Origin of the sequence: Streptomyces sp. NPDC006309 (genome assembly GCF_040613095.1) — a bacterium.
Lineage (GTDB): Bacteria > Actinomycetota > Actinomycetes > Streptomycetales > Streptomycetaceae > Streptomyces.
In genome coordinates, this window is record NZ_JBEXRO010000003.1 from 112,584 (window position 1) to 128,226 (window position 15,643).

The following is a 15,643-nucleotide window of genomic DNA, read 5'->3' on the forward strand; positions in this document are numbered from 1 at the left end:
CGCTGGCTGAGACAACCTCTGAGGAGACAGTGCTGTGACCGGGATCAAGACGACCGGCGAGAAGAAGTTGATGTTCTTCTCCGGCCGCGCCCACCCCGAGCTTGCCGAGGAGGTCGCCCAGCAGCTGGGTGTCGGGGTCGTCCCGACGAAGGCCTTCGACTTCGCGAACGGTGAGATCTATGTCCGTTACCAGGAGTCGGCTCGTGGTGCGGACTGCTTCCTGATCCAGAGCCACACGGCTCCGATCAACAAGTGGATCATGGAGCAGCTGATCATGATCGACGCGCTGAAGCGCGCGTCGGCTCGTTCCATCACGGTGATCGTGCCGTTCTACGGTTACGCGCGGCAGGACAAGAAGCACCGGGGCCGTGAACCGATCTCGGCGCGTCTGATCGCGGATCTGATGAAGACGGCGGGTGCGCACCGGCTGCTGACCGTGGATCTGCACACGGACCAGATCCAGGGCTTCTTCGACGGTCCGGTGGATCATCTGTTCGCGCTGCCGCTGCTGGCGGACTACGTGGGCCGCAAGGTGGACCGGAACAAGCTGACGGTGGTCTCGCCGGACGCGGGCCGGGTGCGGGTGGCGGACCGGTGGTGCGACCGGCTCGGTGCGCCGCTGGCGATCGTGCACAAGCGGCGTGACAAGGACGTGGCGAACCAGGTCACCGTCCATGAGGTCGTGGGTGAGGTCGAGGGCCGGGTGTGTGTCCTGGTCGACGACATGATCGACACGGGTGGGACGATCTGTGCGGCGGCGGACGCGCTGTTCGCGCACGGTGCGGAGGACGTCATCGTGACGGCGACGCACGGTGTGCTGTCGGGTCCGGCGGCGGACCGGCTGAAGAACTCGCGGGTGAGCGAGTTCGTGTTCACGGACACGCTGCCGACGCCGGGTGAGCTGGCGGTGGGTCTGGACAAGATCACGGTGCTGTCGATCGCCACGACGATCGCGAGCGCGGTGCGTGAGGTGTTCGAGGACGGCTCGGTGACCAGCCTCTTCGACGAGCAGTGAGGTTTCTGCACGGTCGTCGCCGGCGTTAGCCGTTGATCCTTTTGGGTGCGGCCTCCCTTTCCGAGTAAACTGCACGAGTTGCTCGGCGAGGGAGGCCGTGTCCGTTTCCGCGAACACGGTGGTCCGTTATCGACGCGCTCTTCGTAGCAGGCCGTTCGTGGCCGGGTGACCACGTCCGTTCCTAGTTCTACGAGGAGTGATCCGCATGTCCGAGGTCAAGCTCGCCGCCGAGACCCGCACCGAGTTCGGCAAGGGTGCCGCCCGTCGTATCCGCCGTGACAACAAGGTTCCCGGTGTGCTGTACGGCCACGGTTCCGACCCGCTGCACCTGACCCTCCCGGGTCACGAGCTGACGCTGGCGCTGCGTACGGCGAACGTCCTGATTTCGCTGGACATCGACGGCAAGTCGAACGAGCTGGCGATCCCGAAGGCCGTGCAGCGTGACGCGCTGAAGGGCTTCCTGGAGCACGTCGACCTCCAGCTGGTGAAGCGGGGCGAGAAGGTCAACGTCGAGATCTACGTGCACACCGAGGGCGAGCTGGCCCCGGGCGGCAACCTGCTGGAGCACGTGCTGAACACCCTGCCGGTGGAGACCGAGGCCACGCACATCCCCGAGTCGGTCACCGTCTCCGTCGAGGGCCTGGAGGCCGGTGCCTCCATCCTCGCCAAGGACATCCCGCTCCCGTCCGGCACCACGCTGGCCGTCGACGGTGACACGGTCGTCCTCCAGGTCCTGTCCGCGCAGGCCGAGGAGTCCGCGGGCGAGTCCGAGGACGGGGAGGCGGCCGAGGCCTGATCCTCGCCGTCGTCGTCAACCGGTCAGCCGCCGCTTCCCTCGCCGGGAGCGGCGGCTGGCGTGTATCGAGGAGAGATGGACGTGACCACTCCCGCCAGCGAGCCCTGGCTGATCGTCGGGCTCGGTAATCCCGGGCCGGAGTACGCCATGAACCGGCACAACGTCGGTTTCATGGTGGCCGACCTGCTCGCGGAGCGGATCGGGGGGAAGTTCAAGCGGGCGGGCAAGGCGCAGGCGCAGGTTCTGGAGGGGCGGATCGGTCCGGTGGGGCCGGCGAACCGCCGGGTGGTCCTGGCGAAGCCGATGTCGTACATGAACCTGTCCGGCGGTCCGGTGAACGCGCTGAAGGACTTCTACAAGGTGCCGCCGGCGAACGTCGTGGCGGTCCATGACGAGCTGGACATCGACTACGGCACGCTGCGGCTGAAGCTGGGCGGCGGCGACAACGGGCACAACGGTCTGAAGTCGATGACGAAGGCGATGGGGCCGGGTTATCACCGGGTGCGGTTCGGGATCGGCCGGCCGCCGGGGCGGATGCAGGTCGCGGACTTCGTGCTGAAGGACTTCTCCCCGGGGGAGCGCAAGGAGCTGGGCTACTTCGTGGACCGTGCGGCGGACGCGGTGGAGGCCCTGGTGATCGAGGGGCTGGAGCGGGCGCAGGGCACGTACAACTCCTGAGGCCGTGGGTTCCGATTCCCGGCCTGTCCGGCCGGGGCGTCGCGGGAGTTGACCGGCCGTGGCGGGACGGCCAATGATCCCGGCCATGCCTGCCACAGTCACCTCCGCGGCCGCTTGGTGGTGCGGGCGGGTCACGGTGATGGGCGCGGCCGCCTCGAAACCCACGATCCCCGCAACTCCCTGAACGCCAGGGTGTTGCGGGGATCGGTAGAGCCAGCCCTTGCGGCCTCGGGGGCGTCCTTGTGCCGGGGCGGGGGCTGTCAGCCGGTGTTGCGCAGGCCGGCCGCCACGCCGTTGACGGTGAGGAGCAGGGCGCGGGAGAGCAGCGGGTCGGGGTTGGCCCCGGCCGCGGCGGCGTCGCGCTGCCGCTTGAGCAGGGTGACCTGGAGGTAGGAGATCGGGTCGAGGTAGGCGTCGCGGATGGTGAAGGTCTGCTTGAGGACCGGGTGGGCGTCGAGGAGTTCGGTCTCGCCGGTGACCCGCAGGACCTCGCGGACCGTCAGCTCGTGCTCGGCCCTGATGGTGTCGAAGACGTGCCGCAGCTCGTCGGGGACCAGGGTGTCGACGTAGTGCCGGGCGATCCGCAGGTCGGTCTTGGCGAGGGTCATCTCGACGTTGGACACGAAGTTGCGGAAGAAGTGCCACTGCTGGTGCATCTCGTCCAGGACGGTGTCCAGGCCGGCTTCGCGCAGGGCCTTGAGGCCGGAGCCGACGCCGAACCAGCCGGGGACGATCTGCCGGGACTGGGTCCAGCCGAACACCCACGGGATGGCGCGCAGGCCGTCGAGGCCGGCGCCGGAGTCGGGCCGGCGGGAGGGCCGGGAGCCCAGGTGCAGGTCGGCGAGCTGGTCGACGGGGGTGGAGGCGAAGAAGTACGCCGGCAGGTCGGGGTCCTCCACCAGGCGGCGGTAGGCGGCGTGGGCGGCGTCGGAGACGACGTCCATGGCGGCGTCCCAGCGGGCGAGGGCCTCGTCGGACTGGCGGGGCGCGGTGTGCAGGGCGGAGGCCTGGAGGGTGGCCGCGACGGTCAGTTCCAGGTTCTCGCGGGCCAGGGCGGGGATGAGGTACTTGTCGGAGATGACCTCGCCCTGCTCGGTGACCTTGATCTCGCCCTCCAGGGTGCCCCAGGGCTGGGCGAGGATGGCGTCGTGGGAGGGGCCGCCGCCGCGGCCGACGGTGCCGCCGCGGCCGTGGAAGAGGCGCAGCCGGACGCCGTAGCGGTGGGCGACGTCGCGCAGGCGGCGCTGGGCGCGGTGGATCTCCCACTGGCTGGTGGTGATGCCGCCGAACTTGGAGGAGTCGGAGTAGCCGAGCATGACCTCCTGGACGTCGCCGCGCAGCGCGACCAGGCGCCGGTAGGACGGGTCGGAGAGCATGTCCTCGAGGATGGTGTCGGCGGCGCGCAGCTCGTCGGTGGTCTCCAGGAGCGGCACGATGCCGATCTTGGCCCAGCCGGCGTGCAGGTCGAGGAGGCCGGCCTCGCGGGCGAGGACGGCGGCGGCGAAGACGTCGTCGGCGCCCTGGCACATGGAGATGATGTAGGACTCGATGACCTCGGGGCCGAAGACCTCCAGGGCCTTCCTGACGGTCCGGAAGACGCCGAGGGTCTTCTCGCCGGCCGCGTCCACGGGTGCGGGGGTCGGCGCCAGGGGCCGGCGGGAGCGCAGTTCCTTCGCCAGGAGCTTGCCGCGGTAGTCGCGGGGCATGTCGGCGTAGCGCCAGGACTCCTCGCCGAGCCGGTCGAAGAGCTGGCCGAGGGCGTGGTGGTGGGCGTCGGCGTGTTCGCGGACGTCCATGGTGGCGAGCTGGAGGCCGAAGGCGGCCAGGGTGCGGATGGTGCGGGCGAGGCGGCCGTCGGCGAACAGGCCGCCGCGGTGCTCGCGCAGGGAGGTCTGGATGATCCGCAGGTCGGCGAGGAGTTCGCCGGTGCCGAGGTAGTCGCGGCCCGGCTCGTGCGGGGTGCCCTTGGCGAGGCGCTGCTTGGTGTTCTCCAGCTTCTGCCGGATGCAGGTGGCCTTGAGCCGGTAGGGCTCCTCGGCGTTGAGGCGCTTGTAGCGGGGGCTGATCTCGGGGAGCAGCTCCAGGTCGGTGCCGAGGGAGTCCAGCAGTTCCTCGGTGGCTCCGGCGTAGCGGATGGAGTTGGAGAGCAGGCCGCGCAGCTCGTCGATCGTGGCGAGGGCGTCGTTGATGCCGTGTTCGTGCTGGAGGATGAGGACGTCCCAGGTCACCTGGGGGGTGACGTTGGGGTTGCCGTCGCGGTCGCCGCCGATCCAGGTGCCGAAGGTGAGGGGGCGGGTGTCGTCGGGGAGCCTGACGCCGACGCGTTCGAGTTCGGCGGTGAGGTCCTCCAGGACGTCGCCGACGGCGTCGGCGTGCAGTTCGTCGAGGTAGTAGATGGCGTTGCGGGCCTCGTCGGCGGGTTCGGGCCGTACGACGCGCAGCTCGTCCGTCTGCCACACCAGGTCGATGTTCTCGGCGAGGCGGGTGTCGTGGCGTCGGCGGTCGGAGTCGAGGACGGGGGTGTCCAGGAGCGCGGCGACACGCCGGAGCTTGTTGAGGACGGAGCGGCGTGCGGCCTCGGTGGGGTGGGCGGTGAACACCGGGCGGACGTTGAGGTGCTGCACGGCCTCGCGCAGGTGCTCGGGGTCGGCGTCCTTCAGCCGGTCGGCGGTGCGGGCGAGCAGGCCGCCCTCGGCGGCGCGCCTGGCCCGCAGTTCCCGGCCGCGGTGCACCTGTTCGGTGATGTTGGCCAGGTGGAAGTAGGTGGAGAAGGCGCGGACCAGCTTGGCCGCGGTCTGGAGTTCCGTGCCGCGCAACAGCTCGGCGGCGGCTTCGCCGTCCTCCCGGGTGAGGCGGCGCACCTTCTCGACCAGCTCGAGGAGCTCGGGGCCCTCCTGCCGGACGAGGGTCTCTCCCAGGAGATCACCCAGGCGGCGGATGTCGGCGCGCAGTTCGGTGCTGGTCGTGGTGGTCTGGTCGTCGGCACTGCTCACAGGTGCGGCTCCTTGCAGTGTTGAAGCTCGTCTGGAGGGGAACCCGGCCGGCTGCCAGGCGGCGGGCGCCGCATACGGGCCGGAGCGTCCGGGAAAGGGGAACGTCAGCGGACCGCGCTGTCCGACCGCATCCAAGGATAGGTGTCCGTGTGGACGCGCAGGGGCCGGGGCTCTTGCCGCGGCGCGGCACACTGCCATACTTACGACTCCGTAGGTTACGGAACGGTAGGGAGCCGGCGAGTCCACCCGGTCCCGGCGGTCCGCGCCTGCCCGTCTTGACCCTCGACCCCACAGGGGACCGCATGACCTCACGTTCCGATGTGATCGAAGAAGCCCGTAAGGCCACCGACACACCCGCTCCCCCCGCCACGCTGGGCGGCGAGCAGAAGCGTTCGATCGAGCAGATCACGCTGCTCCTGTTCATCGTCGTGCCGTTCGTGGCACTGGTGGCGGCCGTGCCGCTGGCCTGGGGCCGGGGGGTGAGCTGGCTCGACCTGGGCCTGCTGGTCTTCTTCTACTTCCTCGGATGCCACGGCATCACCATCGGTTTCCACCGGTACTTCACCCACGGTTCGTTCAAGGCCCGGCGGCCGTTGCGCATCGCGCTGGCGATCGCGGGCTCGATGGCGGTGGAGGGCCCGGTGGTGCGCTGGGTGGCCGACCACCGCAGGCACCACAAGTTCTCCGACGCCGAGGGCGACCCGCATTCGCCGTGGCGGTTCGGTGAGACGCTGCCGGCGTTGCTGAAGGGGCTGTGGTGGGCTCACATCGGCTGGATGTTCGACGAGGAGCGGACGTCGCAGGAGAAGTACGCGCCGGATCTGATCAAGGACAAGGCCATCCGGATGATCTCCCGCCAGTTCATCCTGTGGACCCTGGTGTCCCTCGGGCTGCCGCCGCTGATCGGCGGTCTGGTGACGCAGTCCTGGTGGGGCGCGGCCACCGCGTTCTTCTGGGGGTCACTCGTGCGGGTGGCGCTGCTGCACCATGTGACGTGGTCGATCAACTCGATCTGCCACGCGGTCGGCAAGCGGCCGTTCAAGTCGCGTGACCGGTCGGGCAACGTGTGGTGGCTGGCGGTGCTGTCCTGCGGTGAGTCCTGGCACAACCTCCACCACGCCGACCCCACCTCGGCGCGGCACGGGGTGATGCGCGGCCAGATCGACTCGTCGGCCCGTTTCATCCGCATCTTCGAGCGGCTCGGCTGGGCGTACGACGTGCGCTGGCCGTCACGCTCGCGTATCGATTCCCGCCGTGACACCGGGGAGGACGGTTCCCGGCGCCGGAAGGAATCCGCCGAGGCGGCATGATTGACGCCGTGGCGACCGACTCCAGCAGTAATCCGGGTAATCCGGGCAATGACAAGCAGCGGCGGACCCGCAGGACCCGTATGACCGGTGCGGAGCGCCGCCAGCAGCTGCTGGAGATCGGTCGCACCCTCTTCGCGGCCAAGGGCTTCGAGGGCACGTCCGTGGAGGAGATCGCGGCGAAGGCCGGGGTGTCCAAGCCGGTGGTGTACGAGCACTTCGGCGGCAAGGAGGGCCTGTACGCGGTGGTGGTCGACCGCGAGATGCGCCGCCTGCTGGACATGGTGACCAGCTCGCTCACCGCCGGTCACCCGCGTGAGCTGTGCGAACAGGCGGCCTTCGCGCTCCTGGACTACATCGAGGAGTACACGGACGGTTTCCGCATCCTGGTCCGTGACTCCCCGATTCCCCAGTCCACGGGTTCCTTCGCCTCGCTGATCTCGGACATCGCCACGCAGGTGGAGGACATCCTGGGCCGCGAGTTCAAGTCCCGCGGCTTCGAGCCGAAGCTGGCCCCGCTGTACGCGCAGGCGCTGGTCGGCATGGTCGCGCTGACCGGCCAGTGGTGGCTGGACGTGCGCCGCCCGAAGAAGGCGGAGGTGGCGGCGCATCTGGTGAACCTGGCCTGGCACGGCCTGGACGGGCTGGAGCAGAAGCCGCGGCTGATAGGCCACCGCAAGTGCTGACCCTGCGTGGGTCTGGGTGCTCCCGCCGCGCCCGGGTCCGCGCTCAGGCCGTCCGGCGGGCGACGGCGAACAGCCGCCGGAACGGCAGGACGGTGCCGTACGGCGTGCGCGGATAGGCCGTGCGCAGCAGGTCGCGGTACTCGGCGAGGAACGCGTCCCGCGCCCCGGGATCGTCGGCGAGCACGGTGAGGGCGGGCCGCAGGCCGGTGCCCTTGACCCAGTCGAGCACCGGGTCCTCACCCGTGAGGACGTGGAGGTACGTCGTCTGCCACACGTCGGTGGCGCAGCCGAGGCGGGCCAGGCGGTCCAGGTAGGCGCCGGGGGTGTGGACGGAGTCCGGGCGGCGCAGGACGCCGGCGAGGCGGGCCCGCCAGCGGGGCGTGGCGGCGAGGTCGCGCATCAGGGCGTGCAGCGGGGCGTCGGTGTTGTCGGGCACCTGGAAAGCGAGGGTGCCGCCGGGGTTCAGGGCGGCGATCCAGTCGGCGAAGCGGTCGGCGTGTCCGGGCACCCACTGGAGGGTGGCGTTGGAGACGATCAGGTCGTACGGCTCCGCGGGCGTCCACGTGCGTACGTCGGCGTGGGTGAAGTCGAGCCGGCCGCCCTGGGCGGTGGGTCCCTCGTGTTCGACGTGGGCCCGGTCGAGCATCGCGGGCGAGTTGTCGTAGCCGGTGATGTGCGCGGTGGGCCAGCGGCCGGCGAGCAGGGCGGTGGCGTTGCCGGGGCCGCAGCCGAGGTCGGCGATGCGCGGCCGGGCGGCGGGCGGGTCCGGGATCCGGGCGAGGAGGTCGGTGAAGGGGCGGGCCCGGTGGCCGGCGTGGCGGAGGTACTGGGCGGGGTCCCAGGCGGGCGTCGTCATGGGGCCCACTCTCCCGGGACCTTTATCTCAACGTCAAGACACTCGACATCAAGAGACTTCACGTCGACACAACCACTACACTGATCTCCATGGAGGACGAGGTCGATCGGCTGGTCGCAGCGTGGCGCCGGGAGCGTCCGGACCTCGACGTGGAGCCGCTGGAAGTACTCAGCCGGGTGAGCCGACTCGCCCGGCACCTCGACCGCGCCCGCCGGCTCGCCTTCGCCGAGCATCAGCTGGAGCCCTGGGAGTTCGACGTGCTGACCGCGCTGCGGCGCGCCGGGACGCCGTACCAGCTCTCCCCCGGCCAGCTCCTGACCCAGACCCTGGTCACCTCGGGCACGATGACGAACCGGATCGACCGGCTGGCCAAGAAGGGCCTGGTGGAACGGCTGCCCGACCCCAGCGACCGGCGCGGCGTGCTGGTCCGGCTGACCGACGAGGGCCGGGACCGCGCCGACCAGGCGCTGGCCGGCCTGCTGGAGCAGGAGCGGGCGATCCTCGGCGAGCTGACCCGCGCCCAGCGCGGCGAACTCGCCGGCCTGCTACGCCAGCTGACCGCCCCGTTCGACAACGTCCCCGGATAGGTCGGCCGGCCCCACCCCGGCCCGCCGGGCCAGCGCCACCGCGGCCAGCGTGGAGTGGACGCCGAGTTTGCCGAGGACGTTCTGCATATGGGTGCGGACGGTGTGCGGGGAGAGGAACAGCCGCTCGGCGACGGCCTTGCGGCCGAGCCCGGCCACCATGCAGCGCAGCACCTCCCGCTCCCTCGGGGTGAGGGACTCCACCAGCCGCTCGCTCTCCGTGCGGTGCCGGCGTGCGGCCGTCAGCTCCCGGAGGACGCCGGTCAGCAGCGCCGGCGGCAGATGGGTCTCGTCGCGCAGCACGCCGCGTATCACCGTCAGCAGGCGGGACAGCGAGCAGTCCTTGGCGACCCAGCCGGCGGCGCCCGCCTGCAACGCGAGGGCCGCGCGGCGCGGGTCGTCCTTCTCGGCGAGCACGACGATCCGTACCCGCGGCTGTGCGGCCCGGACCCCGGCGACGAGCGAGATCCCGTCGACCAGGCCGTCCGCGTCACCGTCCCGCACCGGCACGGCCGGGCCGGTGCCGGGCAGGTTGCCGCCCAGGTCGGCGTCGGCCAGGAGGACGTCGAAACGGCGGCCCTCGCCGGCCGCGCGCTCCAGGCAGCGCAGCGCGGCCGGGCCGCTGCCGGCGGCGGAGACCTCGACGTCGGGCTCGGCGGCCAGGGCCGCGGCCAGCGACTCGGCGAAGATGCGGTGGTCGTCCACGACCAGGACTCGGATGCGAACCACGAAACCCCCTTCCCCAGGCTCCGCGCGGAGCAGGGGATACCAAGGTCCGGAAGACTCCGGATGAGCCGGTCCGGAAAGCCCGGAAAGGTGCGGAGCACGACGGCGTACGCGGGCACGGCACCCGCGGCCGAGGTCGCACGCCGCACGGCCGCCGCCGTCGCGGAGCCCGCTGCCCCCACCGCGGACGCCGTACCCGCCTGTCTCGCCCCCTGAACGGCACCGGCCCCCACCGGTGCTGCTCCTCAGAGTACGGATGCGCGCACACAGCGGAAGACGATTTGCAGAACTGGCCGTCCGGCGCGCTTATCGTGTGCCGCATGTTTCGTATTGAGGCGGAAGTCGACAGAGAGCGACGTGATCTGCTTCGCTCACGGCTGCGGGAGACCAACGCCGCGGCGTCCCCGGTAATCGCCGCGCTGCGCGGCACCCCCGCCGAACGCGAGGCACCGCTGCACGTATGGGCCTTGGACGGCACCGGCGAGCCGGCGGGCGGTCTGGTCGGCCATACCTGGGCGGGCTGGCTGCACATCACCTACCTGTGGGTCGACGCCCGCCACCGCGGCGCGGGCCTCGGCACCCGCCTCCTCGCCGAGGCCGAACACCTCGCCACCACCGACCGCGCCTGCACGGCGGCCCGCCTGGAGACCTGGGACTTCCAGGCCCCGCGCTTCTACCGCCGCCAGGGCTACGAGGTGGTGGGCACGGTCCCCGACTACCCCCCGGGCATCACGGAGTACACGCTGACCAAGCGCCTGACCTGACGGTGCCGAGCCGGCGGGCGAAGCCGGTCGGCGTCTGCCGCAGGGGCACGCCCCCCGGCCCTGGTGCCACGTCGCCACCGGCGACGGCTTCCCGCGCCCCGGCGGTCCGCGCCGGCCCCGTACGCCTGGTGGGGTGCGGGGCCGGGGCGGGGGTCAGAGGACCCGGTGGGCTCCCGGGGACGGGACGGCTTCGAAGACGCGGGGGGCTGTGAAGGACGCCGTGGTGAAGGCCTCCTCGACCGCCTTGGTCAGTGCGTCCACGTCGGTCGCCTCCGCCAGGACGATCGCCGAGCCGCCGAAGCCGCCGCCGGTCATGCGGGCGCCCAGCGCGCCGTGGGCGAGGGCGGTGTCGACGACCAGGTCCAGCTCCGGGCAGGAGATGCGGAAGTCGTCGCGCAGGGAGGCGTGACCCTCGGTGAGGAGGGGGCCGATCGCGCGGGTGCCGCCGGAGCGGAGGAGGCCGACGACGCGTTCGACCCGGTGGTCCTCGGTGACGACATGGCGGACGAGGCGGACGACCTCCTCCTCGTCGCCCAGACGGGCCAGGGCCGCGTCCAGGCCGGCGTGGGGGATGTCCCGCAGGGCGTCGACGCCGAGCAGGGCCGCGCCCTTCTCGCAGCCGGCCCGGCGCTTGCCGTACTCGCCGCCGCTGTGGGCGTGCTTGACCTGGGTGTCCACGACCAGCAGGCGCAGGCCCTCGGCCGCGAGGTCGAAGGGGATCTGCTGCTGGGACAGGTCACGGGTGTCGAGGAAGAGCGCGTGGCCCTGCTCGCAGCACGCCGACGCCGTCTGGTCCATGATGCCGGTGGGGGCGCCGACGTAGACGTTCTCGGCGCGCTGGCACAGGCGGGCCAGTTTCCAGCGCTTCAGGCCGAGGCCGTACAGGTCGTTGAGCGCCAGGGCGATGACGACCTCCAGCGCGGCGGACGAGGACAGGCCGGCGCCCGTCGGCACGGTGGACGACAGGTGGACGTCGGCGCCGGTGATCTCGTGGCCCGCCTCGCGCAGCGCCCAGACCACGCCCGCCGGGTACGCCGTCCAGTTCTCGTCGCCGCCGGGCGCGAGGGCGTCCAGCCGCAGTTCGACGACGCCGCCCCCGACGTCCGCCGAGTGCAGGCGCAGCAGCCCGTCGTCCCGGCGGGAGACCGCCGCGAGCGCCTGGTGCGGCAGTGCGAACGGCATGACGAAACCGTCGTTGTAGTCGGTGTGCTCACCGATCAGGTTGACCCGGCCGGGGGCCGCCCACACGCCCTCCGGCGGCGCCCCGTACAGCTCGGCGTAGCGCTGCGCGACCTGCTGTGCCCCCACTAGTGCTCCCTCGTGATGCTCTGCGCGAACTCCCACGCGTCCGCGACGATGCCCGCGAGGTCCGCGCGGGACGGGTTCCAGCCCAGTTTCTCGCGGGCCGTGTCCGCCGAGGCGACCAGGACCGCGGGGTCGCCGCCCCGGCGCGGGGCGGCCACCTCGGGGATCGGGTGGCCGGTGACCCGGCGGACGGTCTCGATGACCTCGCGGACGGAGAAGCCGTTGCCGTTGCCGAGGTTGCAGATCAGGTGCTCGCCCGGCCGGGCCGCCGTCAGGGCCAGCAGGTGGGCCTCGGCGAGGTCGGCGACGTGGATGTAGTCGCGCACGCAGGTGCCGTCGGGGGTCGCGTAGTCGTCGCCGTAGACGGAGATCGCCTCGCGGCGGCCCTGGGCGACCTGGAGGACCAGCGGGATCAGGTGCGACTCGGGGTCGTGGCGCTCGCCCTGGGTGCCGTAGGCGCCGGCGACGTTGAAGTAGCGCAGCGAGACCGCGGCCAGGCCGTGGGCGTGCGCCTCGCTGGTGATCATGTGGTCGACGGCGAGCTTGGAGGCGCCGTAGGGGTTGGTCGGCCGCGTCGGCGCGTCCTCCGTGATCGGGACCTGCTCCGGCTCGCCGTAGGTGGCCGCCGTGGAGGAGAAGACCAGCGAGCGCACGCCCGCGTCGCGCATCGCGGCGAGCAGGGCCATGCTGCCGCCGACGTTGTTGTCCCAGTACTTCTCCGGCTTCACCACCGACTCGCCGACCTGCGAGGACGCGGCGAAGTGCAGCACGCCGTCGTAGGAGGGGTCGAGCCACTTGGCGGCGTCGCGGATGTCGCCCTCGACGAAGGCGGCGCCGGCGGGCACGCCCTCGCGGAAGCCGGTGGAGAGGTTGTCCAGGACGGTGACCTCGTGCCCGGCCTCCAGCAGATGCCGGGCCACGACCCCGCCGACGTATCCCGCGCCACCCGTCACCAGGTACTTCATGAACTCGCTACCTCTCGCAGTCGCTCGGCCGCGCGCTCCGGCGGCACGTCGTTGATGAACACGTTCATGCCGGACTCGGAACCCGCGAGGAACTTCAGCTTGCCGGAAGTGCGGCGGATGGTGAAAAGCTCGAGGTGGAGCGCGAAGTCGTCGCGCGTGACACCGTCGAACTCCTCCAGCGCGCCGAAGGGGGCCTGGTGCCAGGCCGCGATGTACGGCGTCGGAGGCTCACCCTCGCCGAAGATCCGGTCGAAGCGCCTCAAGAGTTCCAGATAGACCTGGGGGAACTCTGTGCGCGCGGCCTCGTCGAGCGCGAGCAGATCGGGGACGCGGCGCTTGGGGTACAGGTGGACCTCGTACGGCCAGTGCGCCGCGTACGGCACGAAGGCCGCCCAGTGTTCACCCTCGAGGACGACCCGCTCCCCGGCGAGTTCCCGCTCCAGGACCGCGTCGAAGAGGTTCTCCCCGCCGGTCGCCTCCTTGTGCGCGGCGAGCGAGCGGAGCATCAGCGCGGTGCGCGGGGTGGTGAAGGGGTAGGCGTAGATCTGTCCGTGCGGGTGACCGAGGGTCACACCGATCTCGGCGCCACGGTTCTCGAAACAGAACACCTGCTCGACGGAGGGCAGATGCGACAGCTCCGAGGTGCGGTCCGTCCACGCGTCCAGCACCAGGCGCGCCTGCTCCTCGGTCAGGGCCGCGAAGGAGGCGTCGTGGTCGGAGGTGAAGCAGACGACCTCGCAGCGGCCGGAGTCGCCGGCGAGGGACGGGAAGCGGTTCTCGAAGACGACGACGTCGTACGAGGAGTCCGGGATCTCGCTGAGCCGCTCGCCCCGGGTCGGGCACAGCGGGCACTCGTCGGCCGGCGGGTGGTAGATGCGGCCCTGGCGGTGGGAGGCCACGGCGACCGCGTCGCCGAGCAGCGGGTCGCGGCGGATCTCGGAGGTGGTGACCGTACGGTCCAGCGGGCGGCGGTCGGCCGCGTCGCGCACGGTGTCGTCACCGAGGTCGTAGTAGATCAGCTCACGACCGTCGGCCAGCCGGGTCGAGGTCTTCTTCACGCCGGACTCCTTGCTCGACGCCCCGCCGGGGCGTGCCCGCACCCAATGACTCAACACAATCAAACATAACAGATCACAACTCGACATCTCTCGGCTCGATCACAATCAAACAAAGAACACCAGTCGAAGTGTTCAAATACTGAACACGGCGGCGTAGGTTCCGCTCTGGATCAGTTCGCGCAACGAAGCGAGTTCTCATGCAAACCCCCACAGAGTCCCCCACCTACCTGGCGGCGGAGCTACGGCTCCCCACCAACTGGCTGGACTACACGATCCTGGCGATCTACTTCGTCGTCGTCCTCGGCATCGGCTTCGCCGCCCGCCGGTCCGTGAAGACCAGCCTCGACTTCTTCCTCTCCGGCCGCTCGCTGCCCGCCTGGATCACGGGCCTGGCCTTCATCTCCGCGAACCTGGCCGCCACCGAGATCCTCGGCATGGCCGCCAACAGCGCCCAGTACGGCGCCTACACCGTGCACTGGTACTGGGTGGGCGCCATCCCCGCCATGGTCTTCCTCGGCCTGGTGATGATGCCCTTCTACTACGGCAGCAAGGTCCGCTCGGTCCCCGAGTTCCTGCTGCTGCGCTTCGACCGGGCCGCCCATCTGCTCAGCTCGATCCTGTTCGCGTTCGCCGCCATCCTGATCGCGGGCGTCAACCTCTACGCGCTCGCGATCGTCGTCCAGGCCCTGCTCGGCTGGCCGCAGTGGGTCGCCATCGTCGTCGCCGGCGCCTTCGTGCTCGCGTACATCACCCTGGGCGGCCTGTCCTCGGCGATCTACAACGAGGTGCTCCAGTTCTTCGTGATCCTCGCCGCCCTCATCCCGATCACCATCCTCGGCCTCAAGAAGGTCGGCGGCTGGGGCGGGCTGACCGACAAGCTGACCGCCACCCACGGCGGCAACTTCACCACGGCCTGGGGCGGCACCGGCATCGGCAGCACCAACCCGCTGGGTGCCAACTGGCTCACCATCGTCCTCGGCCTCGGCTTCGTGCTCTCCTTCGGCTACTGGACCACCAACTTCGCCGAGGTGCAGCGCGCCCTGTCCGCGAAGAACCTCTCCGCCGGGCAGCGGACCCCGCTGATCGCCGCCTACCCGAAGATCTTCATCGTCTTCCTGGTGATGATCCCGGGCCTGGTCGCCGCCGCGCTCATCCCGAACTTCGGGTCCGCCGCCTCCGGCTACCAGTACAACGACGCCATCCCCTACCTGATGCAGGAGCTGCTGCCCAACGGCGTGCTCGGCATCGCCGTGACCGGCCTGCTGGCGGCCTTCATGGCCGGTATGGCCGCGAACGTGTCGTCTTTCAACACGGTGTTCACCAACGACATCTGGGCCAAGTACGTGGTGCGCGGCCGTGAGGACGCCTACTACGTCCGCTTCGGCCGCCTGATCACCGCGGTGGGCGTGGCCGCGTCCGTCGGCACGGCCTTCCTGGCGTCGTCGTTCTCGAACATCATGAGCTACCTCCAGACGCTGTTCTCCTTCTTCAACGTGCCGATGTTCGTCGTCTTCATCGTCGGCATGTTCTGGAAGCGCGCGTCCGCCAAGTCCGGGTTCTGGGGCCTGCTGGCCGGCACCGTGACGGCGATGGTCAACTACTTCATCCTCTACAAGAAGGGCATCATCTCCATCCCCACCGACCAGGGCGCCAACTTCGTCTCCGCGATCGCGGGCTTCGTCGCCGGCGCGGTCGTGATGGTCGCGGTGTCCCTGTTCACCGAGCCGAAGCCGGCGGAGCAGCTCCAGGGCCTGGTCTACGGCACCCGCTCCCCCGGCATGTCCGAACCGCCCGCCGCGGGCGACGACGCCTGGTACCGCAGGCCGGCCCTGCTGGGCTGGGGCGCGGTCGTCCTGGCCGCCGCCTGCTACATCCCGTTCTCGTTCTGACGCGGGAGGATCGAGGAAACC

The 15,643-nt window shown here is 70.8% G+C and carries 15 protein-coding genes; 9 read left to right on the forward strand and 6 right to left on the reverse strand.

Annotation, left to right across the window (positions count from 1 at the left end):
• Positions 1-34 precede the first annotated feature (34 nt).
• The 3 genes from ABZ117_RS05270 to pth all read left to right on the forward strand — a co-directional run bounded on the left by ABZ117_RS05270 (position 35) and on the right by pth (position 2,489).
• Positions 35-1,015 carry a ribose-phosphate diphosphokinase gene (locus ABZ117_RS05270; RefSeq protein ID WP_356817564.1) on the forward strand — a complete coding sequence of 327 codons (981 nt, stop codon included), beginning with the start codon at positions 35-37 and terminating at the stop codon, positions 1,013-1,015.
• Between the two features lie 205 nt (positions 1,016-1,220).
• Positions 1,221-1,811, forward strand: a complete 591-nt coding sequence (locus tag ABZ117_RS05275; RefSeq protein WP_356817566.1) for a 50S ribosomal protein L25/general stress protein Ctc — start codon at positions 1,221-1,223, stop codon at positions 1,809-1,811.
• Positions 1,812-1,886: 75 nt separating this feature from the next.
• Positions 1,887-2,489 (forward strand): aminoacyl-tRNA hydrolase, encoded by a 603-nt coding sequence (gene pth / locus ABZ117_RS05280; protein WP_356817568.1) that lies wholly within the window; start codon positions 1,887-1,889, stop codon positions 2,487-2,489.
• A gap of 260 nt (positions 2,490-2,749) precedes the next feature.
• Here pth and ppc read toward each other — a convergent pair whose 3' ends face one another.
• Positions 2,750-5,482 (reverse strand): phosphoenolpyruvate carboxylase, encoded by a 2,733-nt coding sequence (gene ppc / locus ABZ117_RS05285; protein WP_356817570.1) that lies wholly within the window; start codon positions 5,480-5,482, stop codon positions 2,750-2,752.
• A 302-nt stretch (positions 5,483-5,784) separates the two neighbouring features.
• Between ppc and ABZ117_RS05290 the strand changes: the two genes are divergently transcribed.
• Positions 5,785-6,792 carry a fatty acid desaturase gene (locus ABZ117_RS05290; protein ID WP_356817572.1) on the forward strand — a complete coding sequence of 336 codons (1,008 nt, stop codon included), beginning with the start codon at positions 5,785-5,787 and terminating at the stop codon, positions 6,790-6,792.
• A complete protein-coding gene (locus tag ABZ117_RS05295; protein ID WP_356817574.1) occupies positions 6,789-7,475 on the forward strand; it encodes a TetR/AcrR family transcriptional regulator in 687 nt (228 codons plus the stop codon). The genes ABZ117_RS05290 and ABZ117_RS05295 overlap by 4 nt, the downstream gene beginning before the upstream one ends.
• Positions 7,476-7,518: 43 nt before the next feature.
• On the opposite strand, the gene ABZ117_RS05300 is transcribed toward ABZ117_RS05295, so the two are convergent.
• The gene (locus tag ABZ117_RS05300) at positions 7,519-8,331 is read right to left on the reverse strand and encodes a trans-aconitate 2-methyltransferase (protein WP_356817576.1); all 813 of its coding nucleotides are present in this window, start codon (positions 8,329-8,331) and stop codon (positions 7,519-7,521) included.
• A gap of 89 nt (positions 8,332-8,420) precedes the next feature.
• On the opposite strand from ABZ117_RS05300, the gene tamR reads away from it, so the two are divergent.
• Positions 8,421-8,918: a MarR family transcriptional regulator TamR gene (gene tamR / locus ABZ117_RS05305; protein WP_356817578.1), complete on the forward strand. Its 498-nt coding sequence runs from the start codon at positions 8,421-8,423 to the stop codon at positions 8,916-8,918.
• Here the strand turns inward: tamR and ABZ117_RS05310 are convergent.
• A complete protein-coding gene (locus ABZ117_RS05310; RefSeq protein WP_356817580.1) occupies positions 8,877-9,644 on the reverse strand; it encodes a response regulator transcription factor in 768 nt (255 codons plus the stop codon). The two genes, tamR and ABZ117_RS05310, sit on opposite strands and share 42 nt — an antisense overlap.
• A gap of 60 nt (positions 9,645-9,704) precedes the next feature.
• Between ABZ117_RS05310 and ABZ117_RS05315 the strand changes: the two genes are divergently transcribed.
• Together ABZ117_RS05315 and ABZ117_RS05320 are read left to right on the forward strand one after the other, a co-directional pair.
• Complete coding sequence (locus ABZ117_RS05315; RefSeq protein ID WP_356817582.1) at positions 9,705-9,857, forward strand: hypothetical protein; 153 nt, start codon at positions 9,705-9,707, stop codon at positions 9,855-9,857.
• A gap of 104 nt (positions 9,858-9,961) precedes the next feature.
• On the forward strand, positions 9,962-10,405 hold the full coding sequence (locus tag ABZ117_RS05320) for an N-acetyltransferase (RefSeq protein ID WP_356817584.1): 444 nt from the start codon (positions 9,962-9,964) through the stop codon (positions 10,403-10,405).
• 153 nt (positions 10,406-10,558) lie between these two features.
• Here the strand turns inward: ABZ117_RS05320 and galK are convergent, their stop codons facing one another.
• From galK to galT, 3 genes are read right to left on the reverse strand one after another with little or no spacing between them, the layout of a single operon-like run.
• Positions 10,559-11,713 carry a galactokinase gene (galK, locus tag ABZ117_RS05325; protein ID WP_356817586.1) on the reverse strand — a complete coding sequence of 385 codons (1,155 nt, stop codon included), beginning with the start codon at positions 11,711-11,713 and terminating at the stop codon, positions 10,559-10,561.
• Positions 11,713-12,675, reverse strand: coding sequence for a UDP-glucose 4-epimerase GalE (gene galE / locus ABZ117_RS05330; RefSeq protein ID WP_356817588.1), 963 nt, complete (start codon positions 12,673-12,675; stop codon positions 11,713-11,715). Before galE ends, galK begins: the two co-directional genes overlap by 1 nt.
• Positions 12,672-13,733 (reverse strand): galactose-1-phosphate uridylyltransferase, encoded by a 1,062-nt coding sequence (gene galT / locus ABZ117_RS05335; RefSeq protein ID WP_356817590.1) that lies wholly within the window; start codon positions 13,731-13,733, stop codon positions 12,672-12,674. Before galT ends, galE begins: the two co-directional genes overlap by 4 nt.
• A 197-nt stretch (positions 13,734-13,930) precedes the next feature.
• Between galT and ABZ117_RS05340 the strand changes: the two genes are divergently transcribed.
• Positions 13,931-15,622: a sodium:solute symporter family protein gene (locus ABZ117_RS05340; RefSeq protein ID WP_356817592.1), complete on the forward strand. Its 1,692-nt coding sequence runs from the start codon at positions 13,931-13,933 to the stop codon at positions 15,620-15,622.
• Positions 15,623-15,643: the final 21 nt, after the last annotated feature.

Excerpts from the sequence above, each read along its gene's own strand:
- ABZ117_RS05275 (WP_356817566.1), top strand. The coding sequence starts at position 1,221 with ATGTCCGAGGTCAAGCTCGCCGCCGAGACCCGCACCGAGTTCGGCAAG.
- ABZ117_RS05340 (WP_356817592.1), top strand. The coding sequence starts at position 13,931 with ATGCAAACCCCCACAGAGTCCCCCACCTACCTGGCGGCGGAGCTACGG.
- pth (WP_356817568.1), top strand. The coding sequence starts at position 1,887 with ATGGACGTGACCACTCCCGCCAGCGAGCCCTGGCTGATCGTCGGGCTC.
- ABZ117_RS05320 (WP_356817584.1), top strand. The coding sequence starts at position 9,962 with ATGTTTCGTATTGAGGCGGAAGTCGACAGAGAGCGACGTGATCTGCTT.
- galE (WP_356817588.1), bottom strand. The coding sequence starts at position 12,675 with ATGAAGTACCTGGTGACGGGTGGCGCGGGATACGTCGGCGGGGTCGTG.
- ABZ117_RS05315 (WP_356817582.1), top strand. The coding sequence starts at position 9,705 with ATGAGCCGGTCCGGAAAGCCCGGAAAGGTGCGGAGCACGACGGCGTAC.
- ABZ117_RS05295 (WP_356817574.1), top strand. The coding sequence starts at position 6,789 with ATGATTGACGCCGTGGCGACCGACTCCAGCAGTAATCCGGGTAATCCG.
- ABZ117_RS05300 (WP_356817576.1), bottom strand. The coding sequence starts at position 8,331 with ATGACGACGCCCGCCTGGGACCCCGCCCAGTACCTCCGCCACGCCGGC.
- ABZ117_RS05290 (WP_356817572.1), top strand. The coding sequence starts at position 5,785 with ATGACCTCACGTTCCGATGTGATCGAAGAAGCCCGTAAGGCCACCGAC.
- tamR (WP_356817578.1), top strand. The coding sequence starts at position 8,421 with ATGGAGGACGAGGTCGATCGGCTGGTCGCAGCGTGGCGCCGGGAGCGT.